Consider the following 24400-nt stretch of genomic DNA (forward strand, 5'->3'; position numbering starts at 1 on the left):
AGACTGTTACGCAATAATGGCAGCACAACAGCAATGCATCGCCGGCGTTAGGCGCTACCCTTGAAATTCGCAAGCCTGGGTAGCGGTAGTGAGGGCAATGCGTTGCTGATTTCAGCAACATCGGGCAGCACGATCACCAATGTGATGCTCGATTGCGGTTTCGGCATACGCGAAACCGAGCGGCGCCTGGCGCGCCTTGGCCTGGATGGCTCTGCTCTGTCCGCCATTGTCGTCACCCATGAACATCAGGATCATGTCGGTGGCGTTTTCAAATTCGCCCGACGGCACCGTCTGCCGGTCTGGCTCACTTTCGGCACCTATCAAGCATTGCGGCAAGACTGCAGCGATGTCGTGGTTCAGTTTTGCCGCGACGGCGAGCCGCTCGCAATCGGCGATCTCCAACTTGTTCCCTATACGGTGCCACACGACGCGCGTGAGCCGGTGCAGTACGTCGCCAGTGACGGCAACTGCAAGCTGGGCGTCCTTACCGATGCCGGCAAGCTTACCGATCACCTGGTGCAGGCACTAGGCGGCAGCGATGCTTTGGTCCTGGAGTGCAATCATGATCGGCAGATGCTGATCAATTCGACTTATCCTGCATCACTCAAGCGCCGCATCGGCGGTGAATACGGTCACTTGTCGAATGACAGCGCGCGTGAAATTCTGGCAGCAATGGACCAGTCGCGCTTACGCAGGGTGGTTGGTGCGCATTTGAGTGAGCGTAATAATTTGCCGGAGCTGGCTTATGCGGCCTTGTGTGCCGGGCGTTACAGCGAATCGGTAGAGGTGACGATTGCCTGTCAGGAAGAGGGTTTCGGCTGGATCGAGATGTGATTACGGTGTGTGCAGCGAGCTGCAGATTTATGTCGCAGCGGGTGAGTCGCTGTTGCTAAGCAGCTTGTAGAAAAATTCAGGTAATAAAAAAGCCGACCCGAAGGTCGGCTTTTTTTATGCAGCCAATGATTACTTGGAAGCAGCAGGAGCGGCAGCAGCTTTAGCAGCGTCAGCAGCAGCGTCAACAGCTGTGTGAGCAGCATCAGCAGCAGCGGAACCAGCAGCAGTTGCAGCGGCGCCAGCAGCAGTTGCAGCGTCAGCAGCAGCGGAACCAGCAGCAGTAGCGGCAGCAGCAGCGTCGGATGCAGCGGATGCAGCAGCGTCAGCAGCAGCAGGTGCAGCCATTGGAGCTGGAGTCGAAGCGTCAGCGGCAGGAGCAGCTGCGTCGTCTTTTTTGCCGCAAGCAGCCAGAGTCAGAGCCAACAGGGATGCGATCAACAGTGTTTTTTTCATGAATGTTCCTTCAGTAGTAATCAAAAATTTTGCGATGAATAATTACCGGTAATTATCGCTCTACAGGATGTTTTCGCAGTGCTTTGCCGGAACCGCGCATCGCGATGCAACAAAAACTTTCCAGGTCAGGATTATAGCTGGAATTTGTCAAATAAGACATGAACGGTTTGCTATTTAGTAAGAATTTGTATCAGCGCAACAGGGAGCTGCAAAGCTGGACTATGTGCGTTTGATTCGCTTGCAATATTCTGCCATATCCGGAGCCTATATTCACCCGCTTTGGGGCGCTGATAGTGCGATTGCGGTTTATTGGTGTAAATCAAAAATGCCCGCTGTATGAACAGAATTTGCCAGCTCTTTTACTGTCAGAAATGCGGGGCGGTGTAAGTAATGTTTTGTTAAATGATGAAATGTTAATTATTGATAATAATGTGCAAATGGGTGATTAATTAATGCCTTTGAACCGCATTTTATTATTCATATTTACATTTAAATAGATTTGACTGCGTATTCATGCGCTTTATCCGGGCTCGGATTTTAGAAACTGCGGTGTAGTTTCTAATGCAAATATTATGGCTTGCATACGATTACGGCCCCCGGATTCGCCTGCACGCAGCAGAAATTCCGGGGCCGTAAGGGCATTCGCCGCCTGAACGACAGCGACAGGTAATTGCCGGCGATTATCAGCCTAGCGTGACCCAGCCGTCCTCGTACCAGGTATAGAGCGCTTCTAGCACGTCGGTCGATACCTTGCTGGCCGCCTCGCCGTCGAGCTGGCGCTGATCTGCCAGCAGCGTCAGCGATGCCTTGTCGGCGCGGCCGGCTGCAAACGATTCGCCGTTGATGAATACATGCTTGCCGCGGTATAGCATTTGCGTCTTGCGCGACAGCGCTACGCCGCGTTTGGCAAGCGTGGCGGTGAAGCGGGCCAGCGTCAGCGGTTTTGGCGGCGACTCAAAGAAAACATTGGACTTGGGTTCGGACAGGTATTCGCCGACGAAAATCGCGATATCGTCCTCGGTGAAGCGTACCTTGTTGAGTTCGTCGGAGATCTGCGTCAGCATGCCGCGGCTGATTTCGGCCGGATGCTTGGTTGGCTCCAGGTCTGGATCTGCATAGCGTCCGGGCAGGTCGATCGAATCGGCCATGAATTGCAGGAACGCTTCGCCCAGTTCCTGGAACGGCGGCGCCCGGAAGCCGATTGAATAGGTCATGCATTCGCCGATGGCAGTGCCGTCATGCGCGTATTGCGGCGGCAGGTAGAGCATGTCGCCCGGCTCCAGTATGAATTCCTGCTCCGGCGTGAAATTCTTCAGTATTTTGAGGGCGCTGCCTTCGACCAGGGTCAGGTCCTGGGTCGCGCCGATCTTCCAGCGGCGCTGGCCGTGTGCCTGCAGCAGGAACACATCGTAGGAGTCGAAGTGCGGGCCGACGCCGCCGGTGTCGGTGGCGTAGCTGATCATCAGGTCGTCCAGCCGCGCATCCGGGATGAAACGGAACTGGCGCAGCAGTGCGTCGGCGTCGTCATGGTGCAGGTTGACGCCTTGGACCAGCAGCGTCCAGTCTTTCTGGCTGAGGGCCGGCAATTCTTCGAACGGGCCGTTTGCAACTTGCCACTGTTGCTTGAAATGCGTCACCAGGCGCGATTCGACATCGTCGCGCTGCGCCATCTCAAACAAGGCTTCAGGAGTCAGCAGCGGGGTAAAGCCAGGCAGCGCCTGACGGATCAACAAGGGCTTCTTGTGCCAGTAGTCACGGAGGAATTGTGCCGGCGTCAAGCCGCCGAGGAGTGTGGAATTTTTCATGCCGCTATTATATCGGGTTAGCTATGGCGAAATGTGGGCGCGGCGAATGGAGGATTGCCGCAAGGGTTAAATTTTTCGCGGTCGGCAGGGCGATGGCGTTCCGGCGGGTATAATCCCATCGCATGTTAAATGAAAGGAATGATCATGAAGATTGCCAAAAATACGGTAGTGACTGTACGCTACAAATTGTCAGATGCCCAAGGCAATCTGATCGAAGAAGGTAGTGAGCCAATGGTGTACTTGCACGGTGGCTACGAAAACACGCTGCCGAAGATCGAAGAAGCCCTGGAGGGCAAGGAAGCCGGTTACCAAACTGAACTGCAGGTCGAGCCGGACGACGCCTTTGGCGAATACGATTCGAACCTGGTCAAGATCGAGCCGCGCAACCGCCTGCCGACACCGCTGGAAGTCGGCATGCAGTTTGAAGGCACGCCGGACAATGAAGATGACGAAGAGCACGCGCTGATTTTCACCGTCACCGATATCGCTGACGACAAGGTGGTGCTGGACGGTAATCATCCGCTGGCAGGCATCGCGTTGCGTTTCAACCTCAACGTCACAGAAGTACGTGCGGCGACTGAAGAAGAAATTGCACATCAGCACGTGCACGGCGCGCATGGCCACGATCACGGCCATGACGACCAGGATGACGATGCCGCGGACGATCATTTCCGTAGCCATCCTATCCACTAAATTTTTGGTGGTGCGCGCCGTGCAGGTCACGACGGCGCAATGAAAAAACCGCAGACATGCTTGCATGTGCTGCGGTTTTTTTTATCTTTTTTTTTTGAGATCAGCGGCGGGATAGCGGCGGCGGATCGGCGGGCTTAACCAACTCGAACAGTTTTTTATCGGTCGGATCGAATGTGATCTTGAGCCAGCCGCCCGGCACTTCCAGATCACCCACATTATGTTGCCAGGCGATGTCAGGAGAGTTTGACGAGCCGTTGCCGCGGGTGGCGTGGATCACCAGCACCTTGCCGTCGAACTGCGCCGCATGCGCATTGATTTTCTGGCGAATTTCGGCAAAGCCGTCGCGTTTGACGTTGAAGTCGAAGACCCTGTGATGTTGCGCAACCAACGGGTCACCGTCGCAAAACAGCACCACCGCATCGGCTTTCTTTTGCGAGGCGTTGAGGAAGATGCGCTGCAGCCATTCGCGGTTGGCGATTTGCCGGTCTTCGAATTCACTGTTGCGGCCGCCCTCTGTCAGGTAGTGGTTGTTGGTGGCGGGCAGGTTGATGGTGGCAAAAACCACGCTGCCGATTTCCCAGCGCGCATTTTCCACGTAGCTGCGGAATTTCGGCGACGTCGATTGCCTGATCAGCGGGATCTTGCTGTCGCCAAAGGAAAACTCGTCGGAAAAGAAAAGATCGCGGATGCGGCTCAGGCGTTCCAACGCGGCTGAACGATCGGCGCTGGTCTTGCATCCGACCCAGTCGCTGGCGGACAAGGAGACGATCAAGCCGTTTTTTGCACTGCTCAAGAGTGTCTTGCGTTGTCCGTATAACTTGTCGGTGCAGGGTTCGTTAGCGGCCTTGATGCCGTTGGCAACCACGAAGGCGAGGTTGTCGGCATCGGTTTCGGCAATGGCGTTGCGCAGGGCGGTTTCGTCGGAGGAGTTGCGAAAAGCATGACCGATGACCCCAAAGCTGAAGGTCGCCGTCTCGGCTAGCGTTGTTCCCGCACTTGCTGTCAGTGCCAGCATGAACGCTAGCCGGAGAATGGCATTCATCAGTTTTGTGGAGAGATTGAAAGTTGTTTCAGTCGGTACAACTGCTCCAGTGCTTCACGCGGCGTCAGCGCATCGGGATCGATGCCGTCCAGGGCGTCGAGCAATTCGCTGCCCAGTGCATCGGCCGCTGAATCGGTATCGCTGCTTTCGCTGTCGGCGTGTGCGGCCTGCGCAAACAGATCGAACTGTGGTGTTGCCTGCACCGATTGCGACTCCAGCAGCGCCAGATGTTTGCGCGCCGCGCGGATCACCGGTGTCGGCACGCCGGCCAACTGCGCCACCTGCAAGCCGTAGCTCTGCGATGCCGGGCCACTTTGCACGGCATGCAGGAAGACGATGCTGTCCTTGTGTTCGACCGCCGATAAATGGACGTTGGCGGCGGACGGATGCAGGTCCGGCAACTGGGTCAGTTCAAAGTAATGCGTGGCAAACAGCGTGAAGCTGCGGGTGACGTCGATCAGATGGCGGGCAATCGCCCAGGCCAGCGCCAGGCCATCGAAGGTCGAGGTGCCGCGGCCGACTTCATCCATCAGGACCAGCGAATTTTCGCTGGCACCGTTCAGGATCGCGGCCGATTCGGTCATCTCCACCATGAAGGTGGAACGGCCGCCGGCCAGGTCGTCGGCAGCGCCGATGCGGGTGAAGATGCGATCAATCGGCCCCAGTACCGCGCTGCTGGCCGGTACATAGCTGCCAACATAGGCCAGCAGGGTGATCAAGGCGACTTGCCGCATGAAGGTCGATTTACCGCCCATGTTGGGGCCGGTGATCAGCAGTAGTTTGCGCTCGGTGGACAGCTGGCAATCGTTGGCGATGAAGCGTTCGATCTGTTTTTCGACTACCGGATGGCGGCCTTGCTCAATTTGGATCGCCGGCTCGGCCACCAGTTGTGGCACGCACCAGTCGTGGCGCGCGGCGTGATCGGCCAGCGCTACCAGCGTGTCGATCTGCGCCAGGGCATGGGCGATGTTTTGCAATGTGCCGATGTGCGGCGCCAGGTCTTGCAGGACCTGCTCGTACAGCATTTTTTCGCGCACCAGGGCGCGTTCCTGCGCCGACAGCGCCTTGTCTTCAAACGCCTTCAGTTCCGGCGTGATGTAGCGCTCGGCGTTTTTCAGGGTCTGGCGACGGCGATAGTCGTCCGGCACCTTGTCGGTCTGGCCGTGCGTGACTTCAATATAAAAGCCATGCACCTTGTTGTATTCGACCCGCAGGTTGGCGATGCCGGTCCGCGCGCGCTCGCGGGTTTCGAGGTCGATCAGGAACTGCCCGGCGTTTTCCGACAATGCGCGCAGTTCGTCCAGTTCGGCATCGAAGCCGGTGGCGATGACGCCGCCGTCGCGCACCATGGTTGACGGTTCGGTGGCGATCGCGGTTTGCAGCAATTGCAGGCAATCGACCGGGGTTTCCAGTGCAAAGCGCAGCTCCTGCAGCAACGGCGCCTGGTTGTCGCTGCCGCACAGGGCGATATCGGCGCGCAGGGAATCCAGCTGCAACAGGCCGTCGCGCAAGCCGGCCAGGTCACGCGGGCGGGCCGACAGCAGGGCAATCCGCGCGGTGATGCGCTCGACGTCCGGTACCGCGCTCAGTGTGCCCGAGATGGCGCTGCCGGTATCGGCTGCAATCAGGGCGCCGATCGCCGCGTGGCGGCCGCGGGCCACCGATTGCTCGCGTTTGGCATGATGCAGCCAGTGGCGCAGCAGGCGCGAGCCCATCGCAGTACGGCAGTGATCCAGCAGCGAGAACAAGGTCGGTGCGCCGGATGAGGCATCCTGGCCGCGAATGGTTTCGGTCAGTTCCAGGTTGCGCCGGGTGGCGGCGTCCAGTCCGATGAATTCGTTTTCGGTCTCGACGGTGAGTGTGCGCACATGCTGCAAGCCCTTGCCCTGGGTCGACTGGGCATAGCGCAGCAGCGCGCCGGCGGCGCCGATTGCAGCGCTCAGGTTTTCCGCGCCGAAGCCACTCAAGGTGCTGACGGCAAGCTGGTCGAGCAGGGACTTCTGGCCGTGGGTGATATCGAAATGCCATTCGGGCACAGTGGTGGCCTTGTCGACCAGGCCGCTGCCGAGCATCGCGTCGGCCATGTCTGCAGTCAGGATCTCTGCCGGCGCGATGCGTTCCAGTTCCTGTTTCAGCAGGGTGTCGAGGTCGCCCGGCTCACAGCCGAATTCCATCATCTTCAAGGCGCCGCTGGCCATCGACAGCCAGGCCAGGCCGACCTTGAGAGATTTGCGTTGCTGGGTGACGTACAGCGCCAGCAACGGCTGGTCGGATTTTTCCGGCAGCAGGTTGGAGTCGGTCAGGGTGCCGGGCGTGATCACGCGCAGCACCTTGCGGTCAACCGGGCCCTTGCTGGTCGCCGGATCGCCGATCTGTTCGCACAGCGCCACCGATTCGCCGAGCTTGATCAGTTTGGCCAGATATTGGTCGGCCGAATGGAATGGTACGCCGCACATCTTGATGGGGGCGTTGTTGTAGGTGCCGCGTGAAGTCAGCGTGATGCCGAGCAGGCGCGTGGCCTTTTCCGCATCTTCAAAAAACAGTTCGTAAAAATCTCCCATCCGATAGAACACGAGCGTGTCCGGATAGTCGGCCTTGATGCCGAGATATTGCTGCATGCCGGGTGAAACTTTTTGTGCCGCTACCGTCATTGGGCGGCCCGTTTGCTGGATTTGGATTGCATTGAATGAGTTCTTTCTCAAGCGCCGCGACAGGCGCTTGATTGCTGGGTTTCGATATAGGCGATATTGTAAGCCGAAGACTGCTCAATCGGTATTACTTTGCAGATTTAGCCGGAATCGAAGGACCATATGGCGGCTGGCAGGTGAGGTGTGCTTGTCAGCGGCCGGGCGCCATATCCTGGAAGAACATTTCCCGCATCAGGAACTGCTGCAGTTCAGCCGTATCTTTTACTCTCGCGCTGAGCGTAATCACGCGACCTAGGCGTTGCGAGCGCCAGGGGATGTCGCCATCGGTTTTCTTGCGGATCAACTCGATCATCTTGTTGACGACAGCCATTTCGATACTGTCCTCGCCACCGCGTTCGATCGGGATCTGCTGCATCGCATTGCGGCTGGTGTTGGCGCTCCAGCCGCGGAAAATCAACGTGGCGCGGAACGGTGTTTTGTCGCGTACTTCAAAAATGCCGCCGGTCTTGTCTTTATCGAGGCCCATCCAGCCGCGCTGCGCCTGGATGTTGGCGCGAGCGATGTCGTTCGAGGTTTGTGGTGTTTCATCGGACGGGCTGGTTTCGCCGGCCAGTGCCCGTTCCTGGGCCTGCGCCGCTTCGCGTCGCTCACGCGAGGCCTGGATGTGCGAAGAAAAATCTTCCTCAACCGATTGCTGATATTTCGGCGCATCCGGCTGCGGCGTAACGATCGTCTGCGGCGTGATGGCGGTGATCGCGCGCGGGGACTGGACGACTTTTGGGGTTGCCTTGCGCGGCTTGGCCGGCGTTGGGGCGGTTTTGGGCTTGGACGGTGTCTTGACAGGCGGTGGCGCGCTATGCGGCACCGGCGCCAGCGTGATGCTGACCGTGCCCATGTTGCCCGGCGCCGGCGATTCTATCTTGACATCGGTCGGCAACTGGGTCAGCAGATACCAGATGCCGACTCCGTGGAGCAGGATCGAAATCAGCACGCCAACGATCTTGGGAGTGCGCTGACGATTTGCCCGCCGCCGATCTATCCACGACATCTTGCGTGGGGCTACACTCCTTTCCTTCATCGATTCAACCTTGTCCACTTGATTGCAAATTTGATAGCAGCTTCGCTGGAAGCTGCATGGTTCATTAGTAAACGCTCCGCGGGCGAGCTGATCATGCTACCGCAACTCTGTGTAACCAGCTTAAAGCGCCATTGCCGGCAGCACGTCCGGAAGCCAGGCAGGCGCTCAGCAGATAGCCACCGGTCGGCGCTTCCCAATCAAGCATTTCGCCGGCGCAGAATACGCCCGGGATGGCCTGCAGCATCAACTGTTGGTCGAGACCTTCAAATGTCACGCCGCCGGCGCTGCTGATCGCTTCATCGATAGGCCGTGGCGCCAGCAAGGTCAACGGCAGCGCCTTGATGGCATTGGCCAGCGACAGCGGATCGATAAAGTCGGCGGGCGCCACCAGTTCGCGCAACAAGCCGGTCTTGACGCCTTTCAGGCCTAGCCGGCTTTGCAGGTGGCTGGACCATGAACGCGCACCGCGCGGGCGCGAGACTTCGTCAATCACGCGCTGCAGCGGCCAATCCGGCAGCAGGTCGATATGAATGACGGCGCTGCCTTCGGCGCTAATCCGATCCCGCAATCCGGCCGACAGTGCATAGATCAAGCTGCCTTCGACACCGTGGGCGGTAACAACGAATTCACCTTGCTTGCGGAATCCATGTTGGTCGCCGGCGTTATCGTCGATTGTGATGGCGACCGATTTCAGATGGTCGCCGGCAAAACGACCACGGAAATATTCGCTCCAGCCAACGTCGAATCCGCAATTGGCAGCTTGCAGCGGGGCGATTGGCACATCGCGCTGCGCCAGCAGCGGCACCCATTTCGCATCCGAGCCAAGCCGTGCCCAGCTGCCGCCGCCGAGCGCCAGGACTACCGCATCGGCGCTGGCGGTGTGCGCGCCTTGCGGCGTCTCGAAAACCAGCGCACCGGCTTCATTCCAGCCGAGCCAGCGATGCCGCATGTGAAATTGCACGCCGGCCTGGCGCAGCCGATGCAGCCAGGCGCGCAGCAGCGGGGCTGCTTTCATGTCGGTCGGGAAGACCCGGCCGGACGAACCGACAAAGGTATCGATTCCCAGTGCATGCACCCATTCGCGCAATGCGTCCGGGGTGAACTGGTCCAGCAACGGTGCAATGTCCGGTTTGCGTGAGCCGTAGCGCGACAGGAAGGCATCGTAGGGTTCGGAATGCGTCAGATTCATGCCGCCTTTTCCTGCCAGCAGGAATTTGCGGCCGACCGAAGGCATGGCGTCATACACCTCGACCTGGATGCCGCCGGCAGCCAGTACTTCGGCTGCCATCAGACCGGCAGGACCGCCGCCGATGATTGCCACGGTTTTCTTTTGCGCTTCGGAATGATTCAACGATGTCATCTGCCGGTGGATGCCGATCCTACAGTTTGGTTCAGGGGAGCGATAACGGAAGGAATTGCGGGAACTGCCATGCAATTCGCCGGGAAATCGATTACGTTTGCGATCCCGTTTTCCCTGGGCAAAATCTGCTGCGGGAAACGGTTCGCAACTTTACCATATCGAGGCCGATAATATGGCTCCCGGCAAGCGTTGCAGAGTATGTTGAAAACGCTTTCCGACATGGAAGTATACGGAAAAGAGGCCGGTTCGCACCGGCCTCTTTTACATAGAGTTACACTTTTTCTGGCAAGTCTACGCTGCGACACATTGATGCATGCCGCTGCGCAACCGACCTGAGAATCAGCGCTTGAAATCAGCGCTTGAGCTGGCTGATATCGCGCACCGCGCCGCGATCGGCCGAGGTGGCCATGGCAGCATAGGCTTGCAATGCCTGCGATACGTAACGCTGGCGATTCACTGGCTTCCAGGCATCCTTGCCTTTGGCTTCCATCGCTGCGCGTCGTTGCGCCAGATCGCTGTCGCTGATTTTCAGGTGTATGCGGCGTTCCGGGATATCGATTTCGATGATGTCGCCTTCTTCCACCAGACCGATGGCGCCGCCTTCCGCCGCTTCCGGCGAGGCATGGCCGATCACCAGGCCGGACGAACCGCCGGAGAAGCGGCCGTCGGTGAACAGCGCGCAGGATTTGCCCAAGCCCTTGGATTTGATGTACGAAGTTGGGTACAGCATTTCCTGCATGCCGGGGCCGCCTTTCGGGCCTTCGTAGCGGATGATGACGACGTCGCCGGCGTGCACGGTGTCGCCGAGAATCGCTTCCACTGCATCGTCCTGGCTTTCAAAGACGCGCGCACGGCCGCTGAACTTGAGGATGCTTTCGTCGACGCCAGCAGTTTTGACGATGCAGCCGTTTTCCGCCAGGTTGCCGTACAAGACCGCCAGGCCGCCGTCTTGCGAGTAGGCATGGGCCTTGTTGCGGATACAGCCGTTGTCGCGGTCGGTATCGAGGCTGGTGAAGCGCTTTTCCTGAGAAAACGCGGTCTGGGTCGGCACGCCGCCGGGTGCTGCGCTAAACATCTTGTGTACTGCCGGATCCTGGGTTTGCGTGATGTCGTTATTGGCGATGGAATCGGCCAGCGTCTTCGCGTGGATCGTCGGACGGCTGGTATCGAGCAAGCCGGCGCGCGCCAGTTCGCCGAGGATGCTGACGATGCCGCCGGCGCGGTGCACGTCTTCGATATGATATTTGTCGGTCATTGGCGCCACCTTGCACAGGCAAGGAACATGACGCGAGATGCGGTCGATGTCGGCCATCTTGAAATCGACTTCAGCTTCCTGCGCCGCCGCCAGCAAGTGCAGCACGGTGTTGGTGGAACCGCCCATGGCGACATCCAGCGTCATGGCGTTTTCAAACGAAGCCTTGCTGGCGATCGTGCGCGGCAGTACCGAATCGTCGTCCTGCTCGTAGTAGCGCTTGGCCAGTTCAACGATCAGGCGGCCGGCGCGCAGGAACAGTTCCTTGCGGTCGGCGTGGGTAGCGAGGATGGTGCCGTTGCCGGGCAGGGCCAGGCCCAGCGCTTCGGTCAGGCAGTTCATCGAGTTGGCGGTAAACATGCCGGAACAGGAACCGCAGGTCGGGCAGGCCGAACGTTCGATTTCCGCGATGTCGGCATCGCTGACCGAGGCGTCGCCAGCCTTGATCATGGCGTCCACCAGGTCGATCTTGAAAATCTTTTGGTCGATCACGGCCACGCCCGGCAGCTTTTCAACCACCTTGCCGGCTTCCATCGGGCCGCCTGAGACGAATACGACTGGAATGTTGAGGCGCATCGCAGCCATCAACATGCCCGGAGTGATCTTGTCGCAGTTGGAGATGCACACCATCGCATCGGCGCAGTGGGCATTGACCATGTACTCGACCGAATCGGCGATCAGCTCGCGCGACGGCAGTGAATACAACATGCCGCCATGGCCCATGGCGATGCCGTCATCGACCGCAATGGTGTTGAATTCCTTGGCGACGCCGCCGGCGGCTTCAATTTCGCGCGCGACCATCTGGCCCAGGTCCTTCAGATGGACGTGGCCTGGAACGAATTGGGTAAAGGAGTTGACCACCGCAATGATCGGTTTGTCGAAATCGCCGTCTTTCATGCCGGTGGCGCGCCAGAGTGCGCGGGCGCCGGCCATGTTGCGGCCATGGGTGGTGGTGCGGGAACGATATTGCGGCATGATTTCAGTCTCCAGAAGAATGGCTTTTAGGCTGGCAATAGAGTGCCTTGCCCATTACGCGATGTCAAATATATGATTTGTTGTCTATTAATATGTTTTGCATATTAATGGCGGGGGCAAATTTGCTAGGTGCGTTAGAGGTGAAAAACCACATAATTCCATTATTGGGGATTAATTTACCTTTAATTTATTTATTTATAGAAAATTATTCTATTAATATCTCATTTGTCTTCCGTAGTTGCAATAATTTTCCCCACTCCAAACTCTAGAATAGACCCAGGTAATGTCGCCGTACAGCTCTGGATGGAGTGCTTCACAATGTCTTTCGATAAAACTTCAGGTTCACCTTCGATGCCGGCCCACGTCGACACGCAATTGGCCCACATCGGCCGTGAGCCGTCGCGCTTCGCCGGGATGGTGAATACGCCGGTGTTCCGCGGTTCGACCATCATCGCCAACAACCTGGAAGACTGGGAAGCCAGCCGCCAGATTGATAACCCGATGTCGAACTACGGCCGCTTCGGCACGCCGACCACGCGTTCGTTCGAACAGGCCATCACCACGCTCGAAGGCGGTCACAACTGCCTGGTGTTCCCATCCGGCCTGTCGGCCTGCACCCATAGCATCATGGCCTTCGTCAAGAGTGGCGACCATGTCCTGATCACCGACAGCGTGTACGGCCCGACCCGCACCTTCGCCGACCGCGTGCTGCGCCGCATGGGCATCGACGTCGAATTTTTCGATCCGTTGATCGGCGGCGAGATTCGCAATCTGCTGCGCCCGAACACCAGCGTGGTGTTTGTCGAGTCGCCCGGTTCGTGGACTTTCGAGGTGCAGGATATCCCGGCGATCGCGGAAGAGGCACACAAGGTCGGCGCTTACGTGCTGCTGGACAACACCTGGGCCACGCCGCTGTTTTTCAAGCCGTTTGAACATGGCGTCGATGTGTCGATCCACGCCGCCACCAAATACATTGTCGGCCACTCCGACGCCTTGCTCGGCGTCGCCAGCGCCAACGAACGCGCCTGGTGCATCCTCAAGCACGGCGCACACGATTTCGGCCAGACTGCCGGTCCGGACGATATCTACCTGGCTTTGCGCGGCATGCGCAGCATGTCGGTGCGCCTGCGCCAGCACTGGGAGAGCGGCATCCAGTTGGCGGAATACCTGCGTACCCAACCGCTGGTGGAAAGCGTGCTGCATCCGGCCTTGCCATCCGATCCGGGCTACAAGTTGTGGCAGCGCGATTTCCTCGGCGCCAGCGGCTTGTTCACGATTGAATTGAAAGAAGTCGGCCGGCCGGCCTTGTCGAAGTTTTTCTCCAGCCTGGAATTGTTCGGCATCGGCTTGTCGTGGGGCGGCTTTGAAAGCCTGGCCTTGCCGCTGGATAAACCACCGACCCGTGTGGCTTCAAAGAAGAGCTACCAGAATCCGCTGGTGCGGATCCATGTCGGCCTGGAAAATATCGAAGATCTGGTGAGTGATATGGGGCAGGCGTTCAAGCAGATGGAAAAGGCGCTTTAAACCTTAGTCCAGCCCGGCATAACCAAGCGGCAGCGCCGTGGTGTGCTTGATCTGCTCCATTGCGAAGCTGGCGTTGACGTCGAACAGCGCGTTCGACTGCGTCAGCTTCTGGTACACCGCATCGTAGGCGGCAATGTTGGGCACCACCACCCGCAACAGATAATCGATGTTGCCGCTCATGCGGTAAAACTCGACCACTTCCGGAATCATCTTCACCGTATTGCTGAACTGTTCATACCAGGTGGCGTTGTGCTGGTTGGTCTTGATCAGCACAAAAACCGTGACGCCAACATTCAGCTTGCCGGCATCAAGCAGCGCCACCCGGCGCACGATCACGCCATCTTCTTCCATTTTCTGGATGCGGCGCCAGCAAGGCGTCGACGACAGATTCACCTTTTCGGCGATTTCCGCGACCGGCGTGGTGGCGTCCTCCTGCAGGATGGCGAGAATCTGTTTATCTATTTTATCCATGATCAATTTGAGTGTAGAGGAGGGCATCGCTGGCAGCCCAAATGCGCCACATAGTTTGGCACAACCGGCGTAAAAACCAAGCAGTTTAGGCCCCCGAATATGGTGTCGACGATTTCAGAGGGTTTTGTCTATGCAGTTTGATTGACAACGCTGGCGAGGAGGCAGATATTAGCGTCGCTGCATTCATAAAAATACAAGAAGGAGACACAATTGAGTTTATCTTTAGCTAAGCCATTCCGGCTGCGCCCGATGGCGCGCGCGTTGAAGCTGGTCACCCGCACGGCAGCCGTACTCGGCACCGGACTGATTGTCAGTTCCTCCGCCTCCGCGGCGAACTTTTCCCAAATGGTGTTTTTCGGCGACTCGCTGACCGATAGTGGATTCTTTACCGGCGTCGGCCAGCAAGCGTCGTTCACGACCAATCCCGATCCAGTGTGGGCGCAGATCGTCGCGCACCACTATGGCACTGCCGCTAATCCGGCCGCAATACTGACACCAAGCGGCGCCCAGCCTGCCGGCGGCACCGACTATGCAGTCGGCGGCGCCCGCGTGACCAGCCAGGATGGTTGGCCCAGCGCGGCCACGGGGCCTTTGGTGCCGACGGTAACGAGTCAGGTCAATGGCTACCTTGCCGCGAATCCGCATCTGGACAGCAAGGGGTTGTATACGGTCTGGGCCGGCGCCAATGACGTATTCGGGTACACCCAAACGAATATGGCGGCCCTGCTCAATCCGGCGACGCAGACCGCTACCGCAGTGCAGACGATCCAGGAAATCACCGGCGAAGCCGCCAATGTGGTCGGCTTGGTCAAGCGCCTGCAGCAAGCCGGTGCGGGCACCGTACTGGTCATTAATCTGCCGGACATCGGACGCACTCCGGAAGGTTCGGCGATTCCTGCGCTGTCGACCTTGTGGACGGCTTCTTCGACCAGTTTCAATACCGCGCTGAACAATGGCTTGAGCGGCCTGGGCGGCAACATCATCGCGCTGAATGCCTTCGGCATGTTGCGTGAAGTGATTGCTAATCCTGGCTTGTACGGCTTTACCAATGTCACCAGCCCGGCTTGCACCACCAGTTCTTCAGGCAACTGCACGTTGCAGACGCTGGTGGCGCCGAACGCCGACCAGACCTATCTGTTCGCCGATGGCGTGCATCCAACCGGCGCCGGCCATGCGATCCTGGCGCAATACGTGGTGTCGGTGCTGCAGGCGCCAGGGCAGATCGGCATGCTGGCCGAAGCGCCGCTGGCCAGCGCGCAGACTTTCACACGCGCCATTGACGATCGCTTGCGCCTGACACCGCGCGCCGGTCAGGTCGAAGCGTATGCAGCCTATGACAATACGCACCAGAGTCTCGATCACAACAACAATAATCCCGGCCTGGATGGTTCGGCCAACAGCTTGACTGTGGGTGTCGATTACGCGGTCAACCAGAATGTCACGGTTGGCGGCGCCTTTGGTTTTGCCCATAACAAGGCCGAGTTCGGCGGCAATACCGGCGGCTTCAAGCTGGATCAGGCGATGTTGTCGGCGTACACTCAGTACCGTGATGGCGCCTGGGCGCTGAATGCAATCGGCATGGTCGGTTCGCTGCAGTACAACGACGTGACCCGTAACATCGCGCTGGGTCCGGCGACGCGTAGTGAAAGCGGCGACACCAACGGCCATCAATTCCTGTTGCGCATCGGCGGCCAGTACGATTTCAACGTCGGCGCACTGGTGCTCAGCCCGGTCGGCACACTGACTTGGCAACAGGTGAATGTTGGTGGTTACTCGGAAAACGGCAACGACAGCACTGCCATGAACTTCCAGTCGCAAACGCGCAATTCGCTGGTATCCAGCCTGGGCGCGCAAGTCAGCAGCAAGCTGACGCTGGGTTCATATGAAGTGAAGCCGTTTGCCAAGCTGGCTTGGGAAAAGGAATTCGATGATAGCGAACGCGATGTCCGCGCCAATATCGTCGGCATGGCGGGCAGCTTCGGCTTGCCGGCGTATCTTGGACCATCCAACAGCGCACGTGTGGAACTGGGAGCGAGCATTGCGCTGGCGACCGATTTCAGTGCTTACGCCAGCTATAACGGCCAGTTCGCAGGCGGCAACAAGATCAATTCTTTCCAGGTTGGCCTGAAAAAAGCGTTCTAAAGCGTTTTGAATCGTAGGGTGGGCACGTTTTTGTGCCCACGCTGAACGGACTTGCCGATGCCGGAGGTTCATGACGCGTGGGCACAAAGGCGTGCCCACCCTACATTTTATGGGGATGTTTCGTCGGAGGTTTTGGCCGACGACTTGGTCGGCAGCGCTGGTTCGTCGTCGAAATCGACCACCGGGGCGCCGCCATCCAGGCCGAGGTAATGTTCGGTCAGGCCGAAGAAGCGATCATAGAACTGTCCGGCAGGAATGGTCTCGCTGGCGACCTTCACCAGTGAATCTGATGTGCTGCCGATCGGCATGGAGACCGAACCCAGCACGCTCAAGCCGACACTGGCGGAGTTGTTGGTCTTCTTCAACGCGTAGCGATCTTGCGTGGCGCTGACGAACACCGTGGTGCTTTTGCCTAGTTTGTCGTTGGCGGCGCACACCACATTGAATTCAATTTCGACGTGCACATCGCTTTCCGGCTGGAAGTGCTTGTGGCCGTCCACCAGGTCAGCCTTGGCCTGTTTGATGATGTAGCCCTGGCTCAGCAGGGTGCGCCGCACGGCCTCACAGGTTGCCGGCCCGGAGCTGGCAAAATCATGGGAGAAGGTGCTGGTTTCGCTGAATTCTTCGCCCTGGTATACCGCGGATTTTGTGGTCGAGCAGCCGGCGAGGACGCCCGCCAGCGAGACGGCGAGTAAGGCGGGCGATAACCTGGACATCCTGAACATAAACGAAAACTCCTTGAATCGGCTAAATGGAAGCGGCGGATGGCATTTTAGTCCATTGCCGCTCCTAATAATCAGTCGATTCGACAGAAGTCCGGGAGTTTTGTTGCGCTGGTGTTGCAGATTTGTTGCGGCTTCACGCTTCCTTCGGTCCGCGCACGATGCTGTAGCGGCTTGCATTGTCGTTCAGCCAGGTCGTCGCCAGCTCACGGTTGTCATGCTGCCAAGGGTGGAAATCGCGCTTCATGTAGCTGAAAAGCGGTCCGATCGTCAGCCAGAACAAGCCGTATCGGCCAAAGAAAAAGCTGGCCGCATCGAGCCACGTGCTGGGCTTGAACAGCACCCGGTCGTGCCACAGGTTGTTGATGGTTTGTCCGGTTGCCCTCGTGGTGAAACTCCACATCGCATACATATACCAGCGCACGCGCGTCCGGCGGTCGCCACCCAGGGTGCGAAACAGGTCGAATGCAACCGCCTTGTGTTCGGTTTCTTCGACCGCGTGCCAGCGCCATAGCGTGGCCAGCATTGGATCGGCGTCGTCCAGGACTTCCGGATGGCGCAGCGTGATGTCGGCAAGCACCGCAGTGCAATGCTCAAAAGCTGCCGTCACGGCCAGCCTGCTTAGCGGGGGCACTTTGCGGCGGAGTCCCAGCTCGATCTGATTGCGTGCCCAGTCTTGCCAGTGATTGACCAGTCCTTGCTTTGCCAATTCTTCGTTATAGAGACTATGGATACGCCGATGAGTCGCTTCCTGGCCGACAAAATCCTGGATGGTGGCGCGCAAAGAAGCGTGGTCGGCATCGGCCGGCAGCGTTTCCGCCGCCGCGCGCACGGCGTCGATGAATTCCTGTTCGCCGACTGGAAAGCTCATCGACAGGGCATTGAAGTATTGAGTGCGGAATGCCTTGCCGCCCAGCCAATGGCGCGGGAAGCCTTGCGACAGGTCGACCAATAGTTTCCTGACCATCAATGGTGTGGATGTGTTCACGGACTGCCTTTGTTAAATGACGATAGAGACACTATACTGAGCTTTATTCAGTTTTTAAACTCGCAAGTTGCTCAGTTTTTGACAGGTATCCATATGGCCAAGCGAAATCCCGTTTCCTCCTCTGAAATCATGCGAAAAATGCCCACGCAGGAGCGTGCGCAACGGACAATAGAGACCATTTTCCAGACCACTGCTCAGATTTTGGAAAGCGAAGGCGAAGCCGGCCTGACCACCAACAAGGTGGCGGAAAAGGCCGGTTTTTCGATTGGTACGCTGTATCAGTACTTCCCGAGCAAGGAAGCGATCCTGTCGGCCTTGATCGCACGCGAACGGCGGCGCGTGATGGATGAACTGAATGCGTTGATGGAAAGCGCCGAGAACCAGAGCGATCAGCTCGATCCGAAAACCTTCCTGCGGCAGTTCATCCGCATCAATATCGAAGGACTTGGCAGCGGCAGGAGCGTCAAGCGGGCGATGATCCGCTTTGCCTGGCAACACGACCATCACGAGGAGATAACCCAGGCCCTGCGCGAGACGGCGGAACGGATCGCCATCAGCATGCAGCGGATCCATCATCCGTACCTGCGGCCACCGACCCCGGCGATGATGTTCGTGGTGACGCGTGCCGTGATCGGCGCCATCCGCAGCGCTTCGCTGGAAAAGTCGCCGCTGCTCGGCAGCATCGAGTTCGAAGATGAACTGGTGCGGCTGGCTTGGGGCATGCTGTCGCAGTCCAGCGATTTCTGACGGGGCGCCATCAATCGGGTTGCGCGCCAAAATGACCGATAATGCATGTACCGCTGTTGCACTAACCTATAGAAAACCCGCATGAAATACCCGGCATTGCTCCCTTTTTCAGAAATTCTTCCTCGGCTCTCGCAGTTCGACACCATCATCGATGCACGCAGTCCGTCTGAATTTGCCGAAGACCACATTCCCGGCGCCATCAATTGTCCGGTGCTGGACGATGCGCAACGGATACAGGTCGGCACCATGTACAAGCAGGTCAATGCGTTCGAAGCGAAGAAGCTGGGGGCGGTGCTGATCGCCCGCAATATTGCGCAGCATATCGAGACGCTGTTCATCAGCCAGCCACGCGAATGGGAGCCGCTGATCTATTGTTGGCGGGGCGGCAACCGTAGCGGAGCGATGGCGCATATCATGGCCAAGATTGGTTGGCCGGTGGTACAGCTGGACGGTGGCTACCGGGAATATCGTCGCCACGTCAATGAGAGCCTGGGCGAACTGCCGCAGCGATTTTCCTTCAGGGTGATTTGCGGCCCGACCGGCAGCGGCAAGAGCCGCCTGCTGCAGGTGCTGGAACAGCAGGGCGCACAAGTGCTTGATCTGGAGCAGATGGCGGCGCACCGCGGGTCGGTGCTGGGCAATCTGCCGAGCGAACAGCAGCCGTCGCAAAAAACTTTCGAAAGCCGTATCTGGCAGCGCTTGCAAGGTTTCGATCCGCAGCAGCCGGTATTCGTTGAATCCGAGAGCAAGAAAGTCGGCAATCTGCGCGTACCGGAAATGCTGATGGAGCGAATGCGCAATTCGCCGTGTATTGCGGTTGCCCTGGCGCGCCCGGAGCGGGTGCGGCTACTGATTGAGGATTATGCGCATTTCGTCGTCGATCCCGCTTCGCTGAATACCCAACTGGCTTGCCTGGCCTATGTGCACGGCCGCGAAAAGGTTGGGCAATGGCAGCAAATGGCTTTGTCGGGGCGCATCGGGGAGTTGGTTGATGAGCTGTTGCTGAAGCACTATGATCCGGCCTATGCGCAGTCGATCAAGCGCAACTTCGAGCAGTTTTCCAATGCGCAGATACTGGATCTGCCCGATATTTCAGATGCCGCCTTTTTGCGGGCGGCAAAGCAATTGCATCAGAATAGTTGAACTGCGATGGCGCGCGCACGGCGCGGACTGCCGTCTTTTATCTACCTACATACCAGGACCAGCATGAGCGACCTCATTGAACCAGCCATCAAACTGACTTCCTTTTCGCACGGCGGCGGCTGCGGCTGCAAGATCGCGCCCGGCGTGCTGGCGCAAATCCTCAAGAATTCGAATGGTTTTCCGGTGCCGAAGGAGTTGATGGTCGGCATAGAAACCGCTGACGACGCTGCGGTCTACAAGCTCAACGACGAACAGGCCTTGATCGCCACGACCGATTTCTTCATGCCTATCGTCGACGATCCCTACGACTTCGGCCGCATCGCCGCCACCAATGCGATTTCCGACGTCTACGCCATGGGCGGCACGCCGATCATGGCGCTGGCGCTGGTTGGCATGCCGATCGATAAATTGCCGGTCGAAGTCATCGGCAAAATTCTGCAAGGCGGCGAATCGATCTGCGCCGAGGCCGGCATTCCGATTGCCGGCGGCCATACCATCGATTCGGTCGAGCCGATCTACGGACTGGTGGTGCTGGGGCTGGTGCATCCATCCAAGGTCAAGCGCAATGCCGGCGCCAAGGCGGGCGACAAACTGATCCTGGGCAAGCCGATCGGTGTCGGCATTTTGTCAGCGGCGCTGAAGAAGGGCGCGCTGGATGCGGCCGGTTATGCGGCATTGATCGACAATACCACCAAGCTGAACAAGCCGGGCCGACTGTTATCGGAGCTGGCGGGGGTCAACGCCTTGACCGACGTCACCGGCTTTGGTGTACTGGGGCATTTGCTGGAACTGGCGCGTGGCGCCAAGCTGTCGGCCAAGCTCAACATGGGATTGCTACCTTTGCTGCCGCAGGTGCAGCAACTGGCCGAGCAGGGCTACATCACAGGCGCTTCCGGCCGCAACTGGAGTGGCTACGGCCACGATGTGAAGCTGGCCGACAGCATCACGCCGGTGCAGCGTAGCCTGTTGACCGATCCGCAAACTTCGGGCGGCTTGCTGGTCTCTTGCGACGCCGGCGCCGTTGAGGAAGTGCTGGCACTATTCCGCCGTGAAGGCTTCGCCGACGCTGCCGTCATCGGTGAGATGACGACAGGTGGCGGTGTCGACGTGATTCCTTGAGTTAGAGACGCGGGATTCCCGGGAAGAGTCGCGCTACTTGACGTATGGGGCCACATCTCCCGATATTTCTTTCATTCTGAGAATGATTTGTTCTATTCGTTCCGGGTCTGAATGCATTGTATAAAGTGATGCAGGCGTTTCATCTGGCTTCGGGCAAACGGTTAGGCGCTGGGGTTTGGCACCGTAAGCGAGATAGGCTGCGACGTGCTGATTGACGCAAGGATATGCGGCGTAAGTAAATATGCCATGGGCATTGACACCTTCGATGTAGACCATGCTGGCATTGGGTACGTTGGCAAATGCGTGAAAGGCCGGCGCAGCGGGAGTGAAGTGATCGAACTCAGCTTGTACCAGCAGCAGGCTGTCGGTTTTCGCCAATTGCTCGACAGGTGGTTTTACCGGTTTCTTTGCTCGCCATTGCGCACAATATCGTTCCGTTATGTCGCTTCCGCCAAATGGATATTTTTGGGCGTATTCGTTTTCCTTGGCTGTCCAGTATGCGTCGCCGCCCGCGAATGTGTCATTGCAGGCAACGGCATATCGTGTCGCGCCATTCAGGTTTAACGGCCCGGGCTTAATTGTTGGAGAAGAGTCGAAGATACTGCTGATCTGGAATCCGGCGATCGATTTTGCAGTCTGATTGACTGTCGCGTCAGAACTGAACACATGCTGTTGGGCCATTTGAAGAAGCGTGTCTTTGTCGAGATCGGGTGCATGCTGTAGCCAAAAACTGATTGCTCGGGCGGCCATCAACGATTCCGGGCTGAAGTAGAAGCGGGCGGCGGCGCGCACTCTGGGTTGCAAGTCCAAAAATATTTTTCGTATTGCGGCTGGATTACTGCCCATGCCATATATTTCCGGATTTGCCGCGGCGTGTTCGACTGAGAATTTATTAAAAATCGCTTCTCTAGATGGTGCTTGGGCTATGCCGGCTGCTTGAAATGTCTTCGTCCAATCCATGTTTGAATCCAGCACCATGCGTCCGACATGCCGTGGAAATAGCGAGCCGTACCAGGCGCCCAGCCAGGTGCCATAGGAAACGCCAAAATAATTGAGTTTCTTCTCCTTCAATGCAACACATACGAACTCCATGTCGCGCGCTGTCTGATCGCTATTGATATGCAGCACATTTTTCTGGGCCAGGCAGCCGCGGGCGACGATACCTGCGTTGCGGCGGATGGCCCGAATGTTTTCGGCGCTGCGATCGTCGGTAACATCATTTTGAGGCTCGATCAATTCGTCTGAGCGACAGTCAAAACGCATCGCCTCTACGCTTCCGGTACCGCGCGGAGAGATACCGATCAAGTCGAAGCGCTCGGTAATACGTTTGAAGGCGTCGCCGCCAGGGGCTTCTGTTTTATAACTGCCCCACACTTCTGCCAAGCCCATGACGAAGAACCCGCCCGGAATGCCCGGTCCGCCTGGATTGGTGAAAATCGCGCCTTCTCTTTCTGTCGGATTCTTGGCGCGCACCCGCCTGATCTCAAATTGGATGTCGCCTTTCGACGGATTCAAGTGATCCAGGGGAGCGGTGACGATGCCACACTGGGTGCGGGCGAAGACCTCCGCGGAGAAGCCCTCGTCCGGACATGTGGGTAGCCAGGCAATGCCCCGGGTACTTTGCGCAATGGAAGGCGAACTGCAAAACGCACCGAGACAGGCAATGATTGCAATGCCCGGGATTATGCGGCCCGATGTGAGCGGCCATCTGCGGGCGGGGCAAACTATTAATCGGCGCGTATTGTTTTTGAATAGCTTTATCAAAATATCTCCACGAATATTTGTTCGAGGGCTTCACTTCCTCATCAATCAAAAGATGTGAAGTTGATGCATCGACATAATTGATCATGTTCGATGTTATTTTGATAATTGCATGTCGTCTTTTTTGAAGCAATCGCTGTTTTTAGATTAAGACAAATCTAAGGGTTATTGCTTCTGAAAATCAGCGTATCGCCCAGCCACACCACGATCATGCTCGCGCCCATCAGCGGAAACAGGATGCCGAGGAGCGCCATGTAGCCCTTCCAGCGCCTGATCGACGGCGGTGGCTGCGGCACACGTTTCGGCGCGCCGAGTGCGCGTTGCGGACGGCGCATCCACCACATCACGAATCCGCTCAGCGCCATACCCAGCAACGCCAATGAAACTGCGGCGCAGAGCAGCTGGTTGGCGAGGCCGAAATATTCTCCCATGTGCAGCGCCACGCCCAGCGTCACCAGTTTGGAGACCGGGTTGTAGTCGGTAAAGCGCATGTCTTTCATGATCTTGCCGCTGTACTGGTCGATGTGCAGCGTACGTTGCCGGTCCAGGTCGGAACGCACGAATTCCCCGGCGCTCGGCGCATAGGCGGCGGTGAATACGTCCGAGGTTTTGTTGGGCAGCGCCAGCTGGTAGGTGCGCATGCCGTTGCTGGCTGCAATCGCGACTACCTGGTCGAGCGACAGGCGTTGCAGTGGCGCGGCTTGAGATTGCGGCACCGTGGTGGCGCCGACCGCCCACGGCACTTCGGCTAGTGGCAGGTCTTGCATCTTCATCGGCATCGACATGGAGGCCATCGCCTCATGTTGTGCGTGGTCGCTATGGCCGCCGTGGCCACTGTGATCGTCGTGCTTGTGTTCGCTGCTCGCAACCGGCTTCGGCTGCGCAGAGCCGGCCCAGGTCACGATGGCCTGGAAATTCTTGCCCCAGAAGCTAGACCATGGCAGGCCGCTCATGATGAAGAAGAGCGCGCCGATCGATACCCAGATGCCGGCTACCAGATGCAACTCGCGCCACAATGCACGTCCACGCAAATTCAGGCGCGGCAGCAAGCTGCCCCATACTGAAAACTGTTTGCGCGGCCACCACAGCGCGATGCCGGTGCCGATCATGATCAGGGTCCAGCAAGCGGCCAATTCCATCAACCAGCCGCCCCAGCGTCCCAGCAGCAAATCGCGATGGATTTGCCGGACCTGTTTCATCAGCCGATGTTCGACGCTGAGCGTGCCCAGCACCTGGCCGTTGTATGGATTGAGATAGACGCTGTCGCTGTCGCCGGACGACAAGCGGAACACGGCTTCGGTGCTGCGGCTTGGATTCTGGCTGACCGATAGCGAAGTCGCCACTGCATCCGGCGGCAAGGTGGCGGCGGCGATCGCCAGCAGCCGGTCGTAGCCTAGCCGTGGCTGGTTGCTGGCGCTGACAAACAGCTTGTCGCCGTACAGCGCGCCTTCGATTTGCGGCTTGAATACATAGATCGATCCGGTAATCGCCAGCACCATCAAGAATGGCATGACGAACAGGCCGGCATAGAAATGCCAGCGCCACAGGATGCGGTAATTGCGTGATGCGACCGACGTTGTGTCTGTTGTCGCGTCGGCCAGCGGTGCTTGCCGCAGAGAGGTTTGCATGATGGTTCCTTGTTG

At 58.2% G+C, this 24400-nt stretch carries 19 protein-coding genes; 7 read left to right on the plus strand and 12 right to left on the minus strand.

What is annotated here, in order from left to right; all coding sequences use genetic code 11:
- The first annotated feature begins 60 nt into the window (after positions 1-60).
- On the plus strand, positions 61-834 hold the full coding sequence (locus ACIPF8_RS01035) for an MBL fold metallo-hydrolase (RefSeq protein ID WP_400416587.1): 774 nt from the start codon (positions 61-63) through the stop codon (positions 832-834).
- Between the two features lie 129 nt (positions 835-963).
- On the opposite strand, the gene ACIPF8_RS01040 is transcribed toward ACIPF8_RS01035, so the two are convergent.
- Both ACIPF8_RS01040 and ACIPF8_RS01045 read right to left on the minus strand, forming a co-directional pair.
- The gene (locus tag ACIPF8_RS01040) at positions 964-1287 is read right to left on the minus strand and encodes a hypothetical protein (RefSeq protein WP_082797903.1); all 324 of its coding nucleotides are present in this window, start codon (positions 1285-1287) and stop codon (positions 964-966) included.
- Positions 1288-1970: 683 nt separating this feature from the next.
- Entirely contained in the window at positions 1971-3092 is a 1122-nt protein-coding gene (locus ACIPF8_RS01045; RefSeq protein ID WP_400416589.1) for a JmjC domain-containing protein, read from the minus strand.
- 144 nt (positions 3093-3236) lie between these two features.
- Between ACIPF8_RS01045 and ACIPF8_RS01050 the strand changes: the two genes are divergently transcribed.
- Positions 3237-3785: a peptidylprolyl isomerase gene (locus ACIPF8_RS01050; protein ID WP_061535335.1), complete on the plus strand. Its 549-nt coding sequence runs from the start codon at positions 3237-3239 to the stop codon at positions 3783-3785.
- A 100-nt stretch (positions 3786-3885) separates the two neighbouring features.
- On the opposite strand, the gene ACIPF8_RS01055 is transcribed toward ACIPF8_RS01050, so the two are convergent.
- The 5 genes from ACIPF8_RS01055 to ilvD form a co-directional block, all read right to left on the minus strand.
- Positions 3886-4827, minus strand: a complete 942-nt coding sequence (locus tag ACIPF8_RS01055; protein WP_400416591.1) for a hypothetical protein — start codon at positions 4825-4827, stop codon at positions 3886-3888.
- A complete protein-coding gene (gene mutS / locus ACIPF8_RS01060) occupies positions 4827-7478 on the minus strand; it encodes a DNA mismatch repair protein MutS (protein WP_400416593.1) in 2652 nt (883 codons plus the stop codon). The genes ACIPF8_RS01055 and mutS overlap by 1 nt, the downstream gene beginning before the upstream one ends.
- A gap of 187 nt (positions 7479-7665) precedes the next feature.
- A complete protein-coding gene (locus ACIPF8_RS01065; protein ID WP_400416595.1) occupies positions 7666-8553 on the minus strand; it encodes a hypothetical protein in 888 nt (295 codons plus the stop codon).
- A gap of 91 nt (positions 8554-8644) precedes the next feature.
- A complete protein-coding gene (locus ACIPF8_RS01070; RefSeq protein WP_400416596.1) occupies positions 8645-9913 on the minus strand; it encodes a TIGR03862 family flavoprotein in 1269 nt (422 codons plus the stop codon).
- A gap of 352 nt (positions 9914-10265) precedes the next feature.
- A complete protein-coding gene (gene ilvD / locus ACIPF8_RS01075) occupies positions 10266-12140 on the minus strand; it encodes a dihydroxy-acid dehydratase (RefSeq protein ID WP_400416598.1) in 1875 nt (624 codons plus the stop codon).
- A 318-nt stretch (positions 12141-12458) separates the two neighbouring features.
- Here ilvD and metC point away from each other — a divergent pair, with 318 nt between their 5' ends.
- On the plus strand, positions 12459-13664 hold the full coding sequence (gene metC / locus ACIPF8_RS01080; protein ID WP_400416599.1) for a cystathionine beta-lyase: 1206 nt from the start codon (positions 12459-12461) through the stop codon (positions 13662-13664).
- A 3-nt stretch (positions 13665-13667) separates the two neighbouring features.
- On the opposite strand, the gene ACIPF8_RS01085 is transcribed toward metC, so the two are convergent.
- On the minus strand, positions 13668-14135 hold the full coding sequence (locus tag ACIPF8_RS01085; RefSeq protein WP_061533720.1) for an Lrp/AsnC family transcriptional regulator: 468 nt from the start codon (positions 14133-14135) through the stop codon (positions 13668-13670).
- A gap of 210 nt (positions 14136-14345) precedes the next feature.
- Between ACIPF8_RS01085 and ACIPF8_RS01090 the strand changes: the two genes are divergently transcribed.
- Complete coding sequence (locus ACIPF8_RS01090; protein ID WP_400416600.1) at positions 14346-16277, plus strand: autotransporter outer membrane beta-barrel domain-containing protein; 1932 nt, start codon at positions 14346-14348, stop codon at positions 16275-16277.
- Positions 16278-16384: 107 nt separating this feature from the next.
- Here ACIPF8_RS01090 and ACIPF8_RS01095 read toward each other — a convergent pair whose 3' ends face one another.
- Both ACIPF8_RS01095 and ACIPF8_RS01100 read right to left on the minus strand, forming a co-directional pair.
- Complete coding sequence (locus ACIPF8_RS01095; RefSeq protein ID WP_400416602.1) at positions 16385-17002, minus strand: DUF2242 domain-containing protein; 618 nt, start codon at positions 17000-17002, stop codon at positions 16385-16387.
- Between the two features lie 133 nt (positions 17003-17135).
- A complete protein-coding gene (locus ACIPF8_RS01100; RefSeq protein WP_400416603.1) occupies positions 17136-17987 on the minus strand; it encodes a metal-dependent hydrolase in 852 nt (283 codons plus the stop codon).
- 129 nt (positions 17988-18116) lie between these two features.
- On the opposite strand from ACIPF8_RS01100, the gene ACIPF8_RS01105 reads away from it, so the two are divergent.
- The 3 genes from ACIPF8_RS01105 (at position 18117) to selD (ending at position 20996) form a co-directional block, all read left to right on the plus strand.
- Positions 18117-18734, plus strand: a complete 618-nt coding sequence (locus ACIPF8_RS01105; RefSeq protein WP_400416604.1) for a TetR/AcrR family transcriptional regulator — start codon at positions 18117-18119, stop codon at positions 18732-18734.
- A gap of 81 nt (positions 18735-18815) precedes the next feature.
- Entirely contained in the window at positions 18816-19877 is a 1062-nt protein-coding gene (gene mnmH / locus ACIPF8_RS01110) for a tRNA 2-selenouridine(34) synthase MnmH (protein ID WP_400416606.1), read from the plus strand.
- A gap of 63 nt (positions 19878-19940) precedes the next feature.
- On the plus strand, positions 19941-20996 hold the full coding sequence (gene selD, locus ACIPF8_RS01115) for a selenide, water dikinase SelD (protein WP_400416607.1): 1056 nt from the start codon (positions 19941-19943) through the stop codon (positions 20994-20996).
- A 33-nt stretch (positions 20997-21029) separates the two neighbouring features.
- Here selD and ACIPF8_RS01120 read toward each other — a convergent pair whose 3' ends face one another.
- Positions 21030-22760, minus strand: coding sequence for an alpha/beta fold hydrolase (locus tag ACIPF8_RS01120; protein ID WP_400416608.1), 1731 nt, complete (start codon positions 22758-22760; stop codon positions 21030-21032).
- A 155-nt stretch (positions 22761-22915) separates the two neighbouring features.
- Entirely contained in the window at positions 22916-24385 is a 1470-nt protein-coding gene (locus ACIPF8_RS01125; RefSeq protein WP_400416610.1) for a PepSY-associated TM helix domain-containing protein, read from the minus strand.
- Positions 24386-24400: the final 15 nt, after the last annotated feature.

The organism is Collimonas sp. NPDC087041 (assembly GCF_044745265.1).
In the GTDB taxonomy this organism is placed as follows: Bacteria; Pseudomonadota; Gammaproteobacteria; order Burkholderiales; family Burkholderiaceae_D; genus Collimonas.

What these genes read in the sequence shown, in the direction of transcription:
- ilvD (WP_400416598.1), bottom strand. Translation starts at nt 12,140, where the DNA reads ATGCCGCAATATCGTTCCCGCACCACCACCCATGGCCGCAACATGGCC.
- ACIPF8_RS01045 (WP_400416589.1), bottom strand. Translation starts at nt 3,092, where the DNA reads ATGAAAAATTCCACACTCCTCGGCGGCTTGACGCCGGCACAATTCCTC.
- ACIPF8_RS01095 (WP_400416602.1), bottom strand. Translation starts at nt 17,002, where the DNA reads ATGTTCAGGATGTCCAGGTTATCGCCCGCCTTACTCGCCGTCTCGCTG.
- selD (WP_400416607.1), top strand. Translation starts at nt 19,941, where the DNA reads ATGAGCGACCTCATTGAACCAGCCATCAAACTGACTTCCTTTTCGCAC.
- ACIPF8_RS01105 (WP_400416604.1), top strand. Translation starts at nt 18,117, where the DNA reads ATGCGAAAAATGCCCACGCAGGAGCGTGCGCAACGGACAATAGAGACC.
- metC (WP_400416599.1), top strand. Translation starts at nt 12,459, where the DNA reads ATGTCTTTCGATAAAACTTCAGGTTCACCTTCGATGCCGGCCCACGTC.
- ACIPF8_RS01085 (WP_061533720.1), bottom strand. Translation starts at nt 14,135, where the DNA reads ATGGATAAAATAGATAAACAGATTCTCGCCATCCTGCAGGAGGACGCC.
- mnmH (WP_400416606.1), top strand. Translation starts at nt 18,816, where the DNA reads ATGAAATACCCGGCATTGCTCCCTTTTTCAGAAATTCTTCCTCGGCTC.
- ACIPF8_RS01050 (WP_061535335.1), top strand. Translation starts at nt 3,237, where the DNA reads ATGAAGATTGCCAAAAATACGGTAGTGACTGTACGCTACAAATTGTCA.
- mutS (WP_400416593.1), bottom strand. Translation starts at nt 7,478, where the DNA reads ATGACGGTAGCGGCACAAAAAGTTTCACCCGGCATGCAGCAATATCTC.
- ACIPF8_RS01065 (WP_400416595.1), bottom strand. Translation starts at nt 8,553, where the DNA reads ATGAAGGAAAGGAGTGTAGCCCCACGCAAGATGTCGTGGATAGATCGG.
- ACIPF8_RS01055 (WP_400416591.1), bottom strand. Translation starts at nt 4,827, where the DNA reads ATGAATGCCATTCTCCGGCTAGCGTTCATGCTGGCACTGACAGCAAGT.
- ACIPF8_RS01125 (WP_400416610.1), bottom strand. Translation starts at nt 24,385, where the DNA reads ATGCAAACCTCTCTGCGGCAAGCACCGCTGGCCGACGCGACAACAGAC.
- ACIPF8_RS01040 (WP_082797903.1), bottom strand. Translation starts at nt 1,287, where the DNA reads ATGAAAAAAACACTGTTGATCGCATCCCTGTTGGCTCTGACTCTGGCT.
- ACIPF8_RS01070 (WP_400416596.1), bottom strand. Translation starts at nt 9,913, where the DNA reads ATGACATCGTTGAATCATTCCGAAGCGCAAAAGAAAACCGTGGCAATC.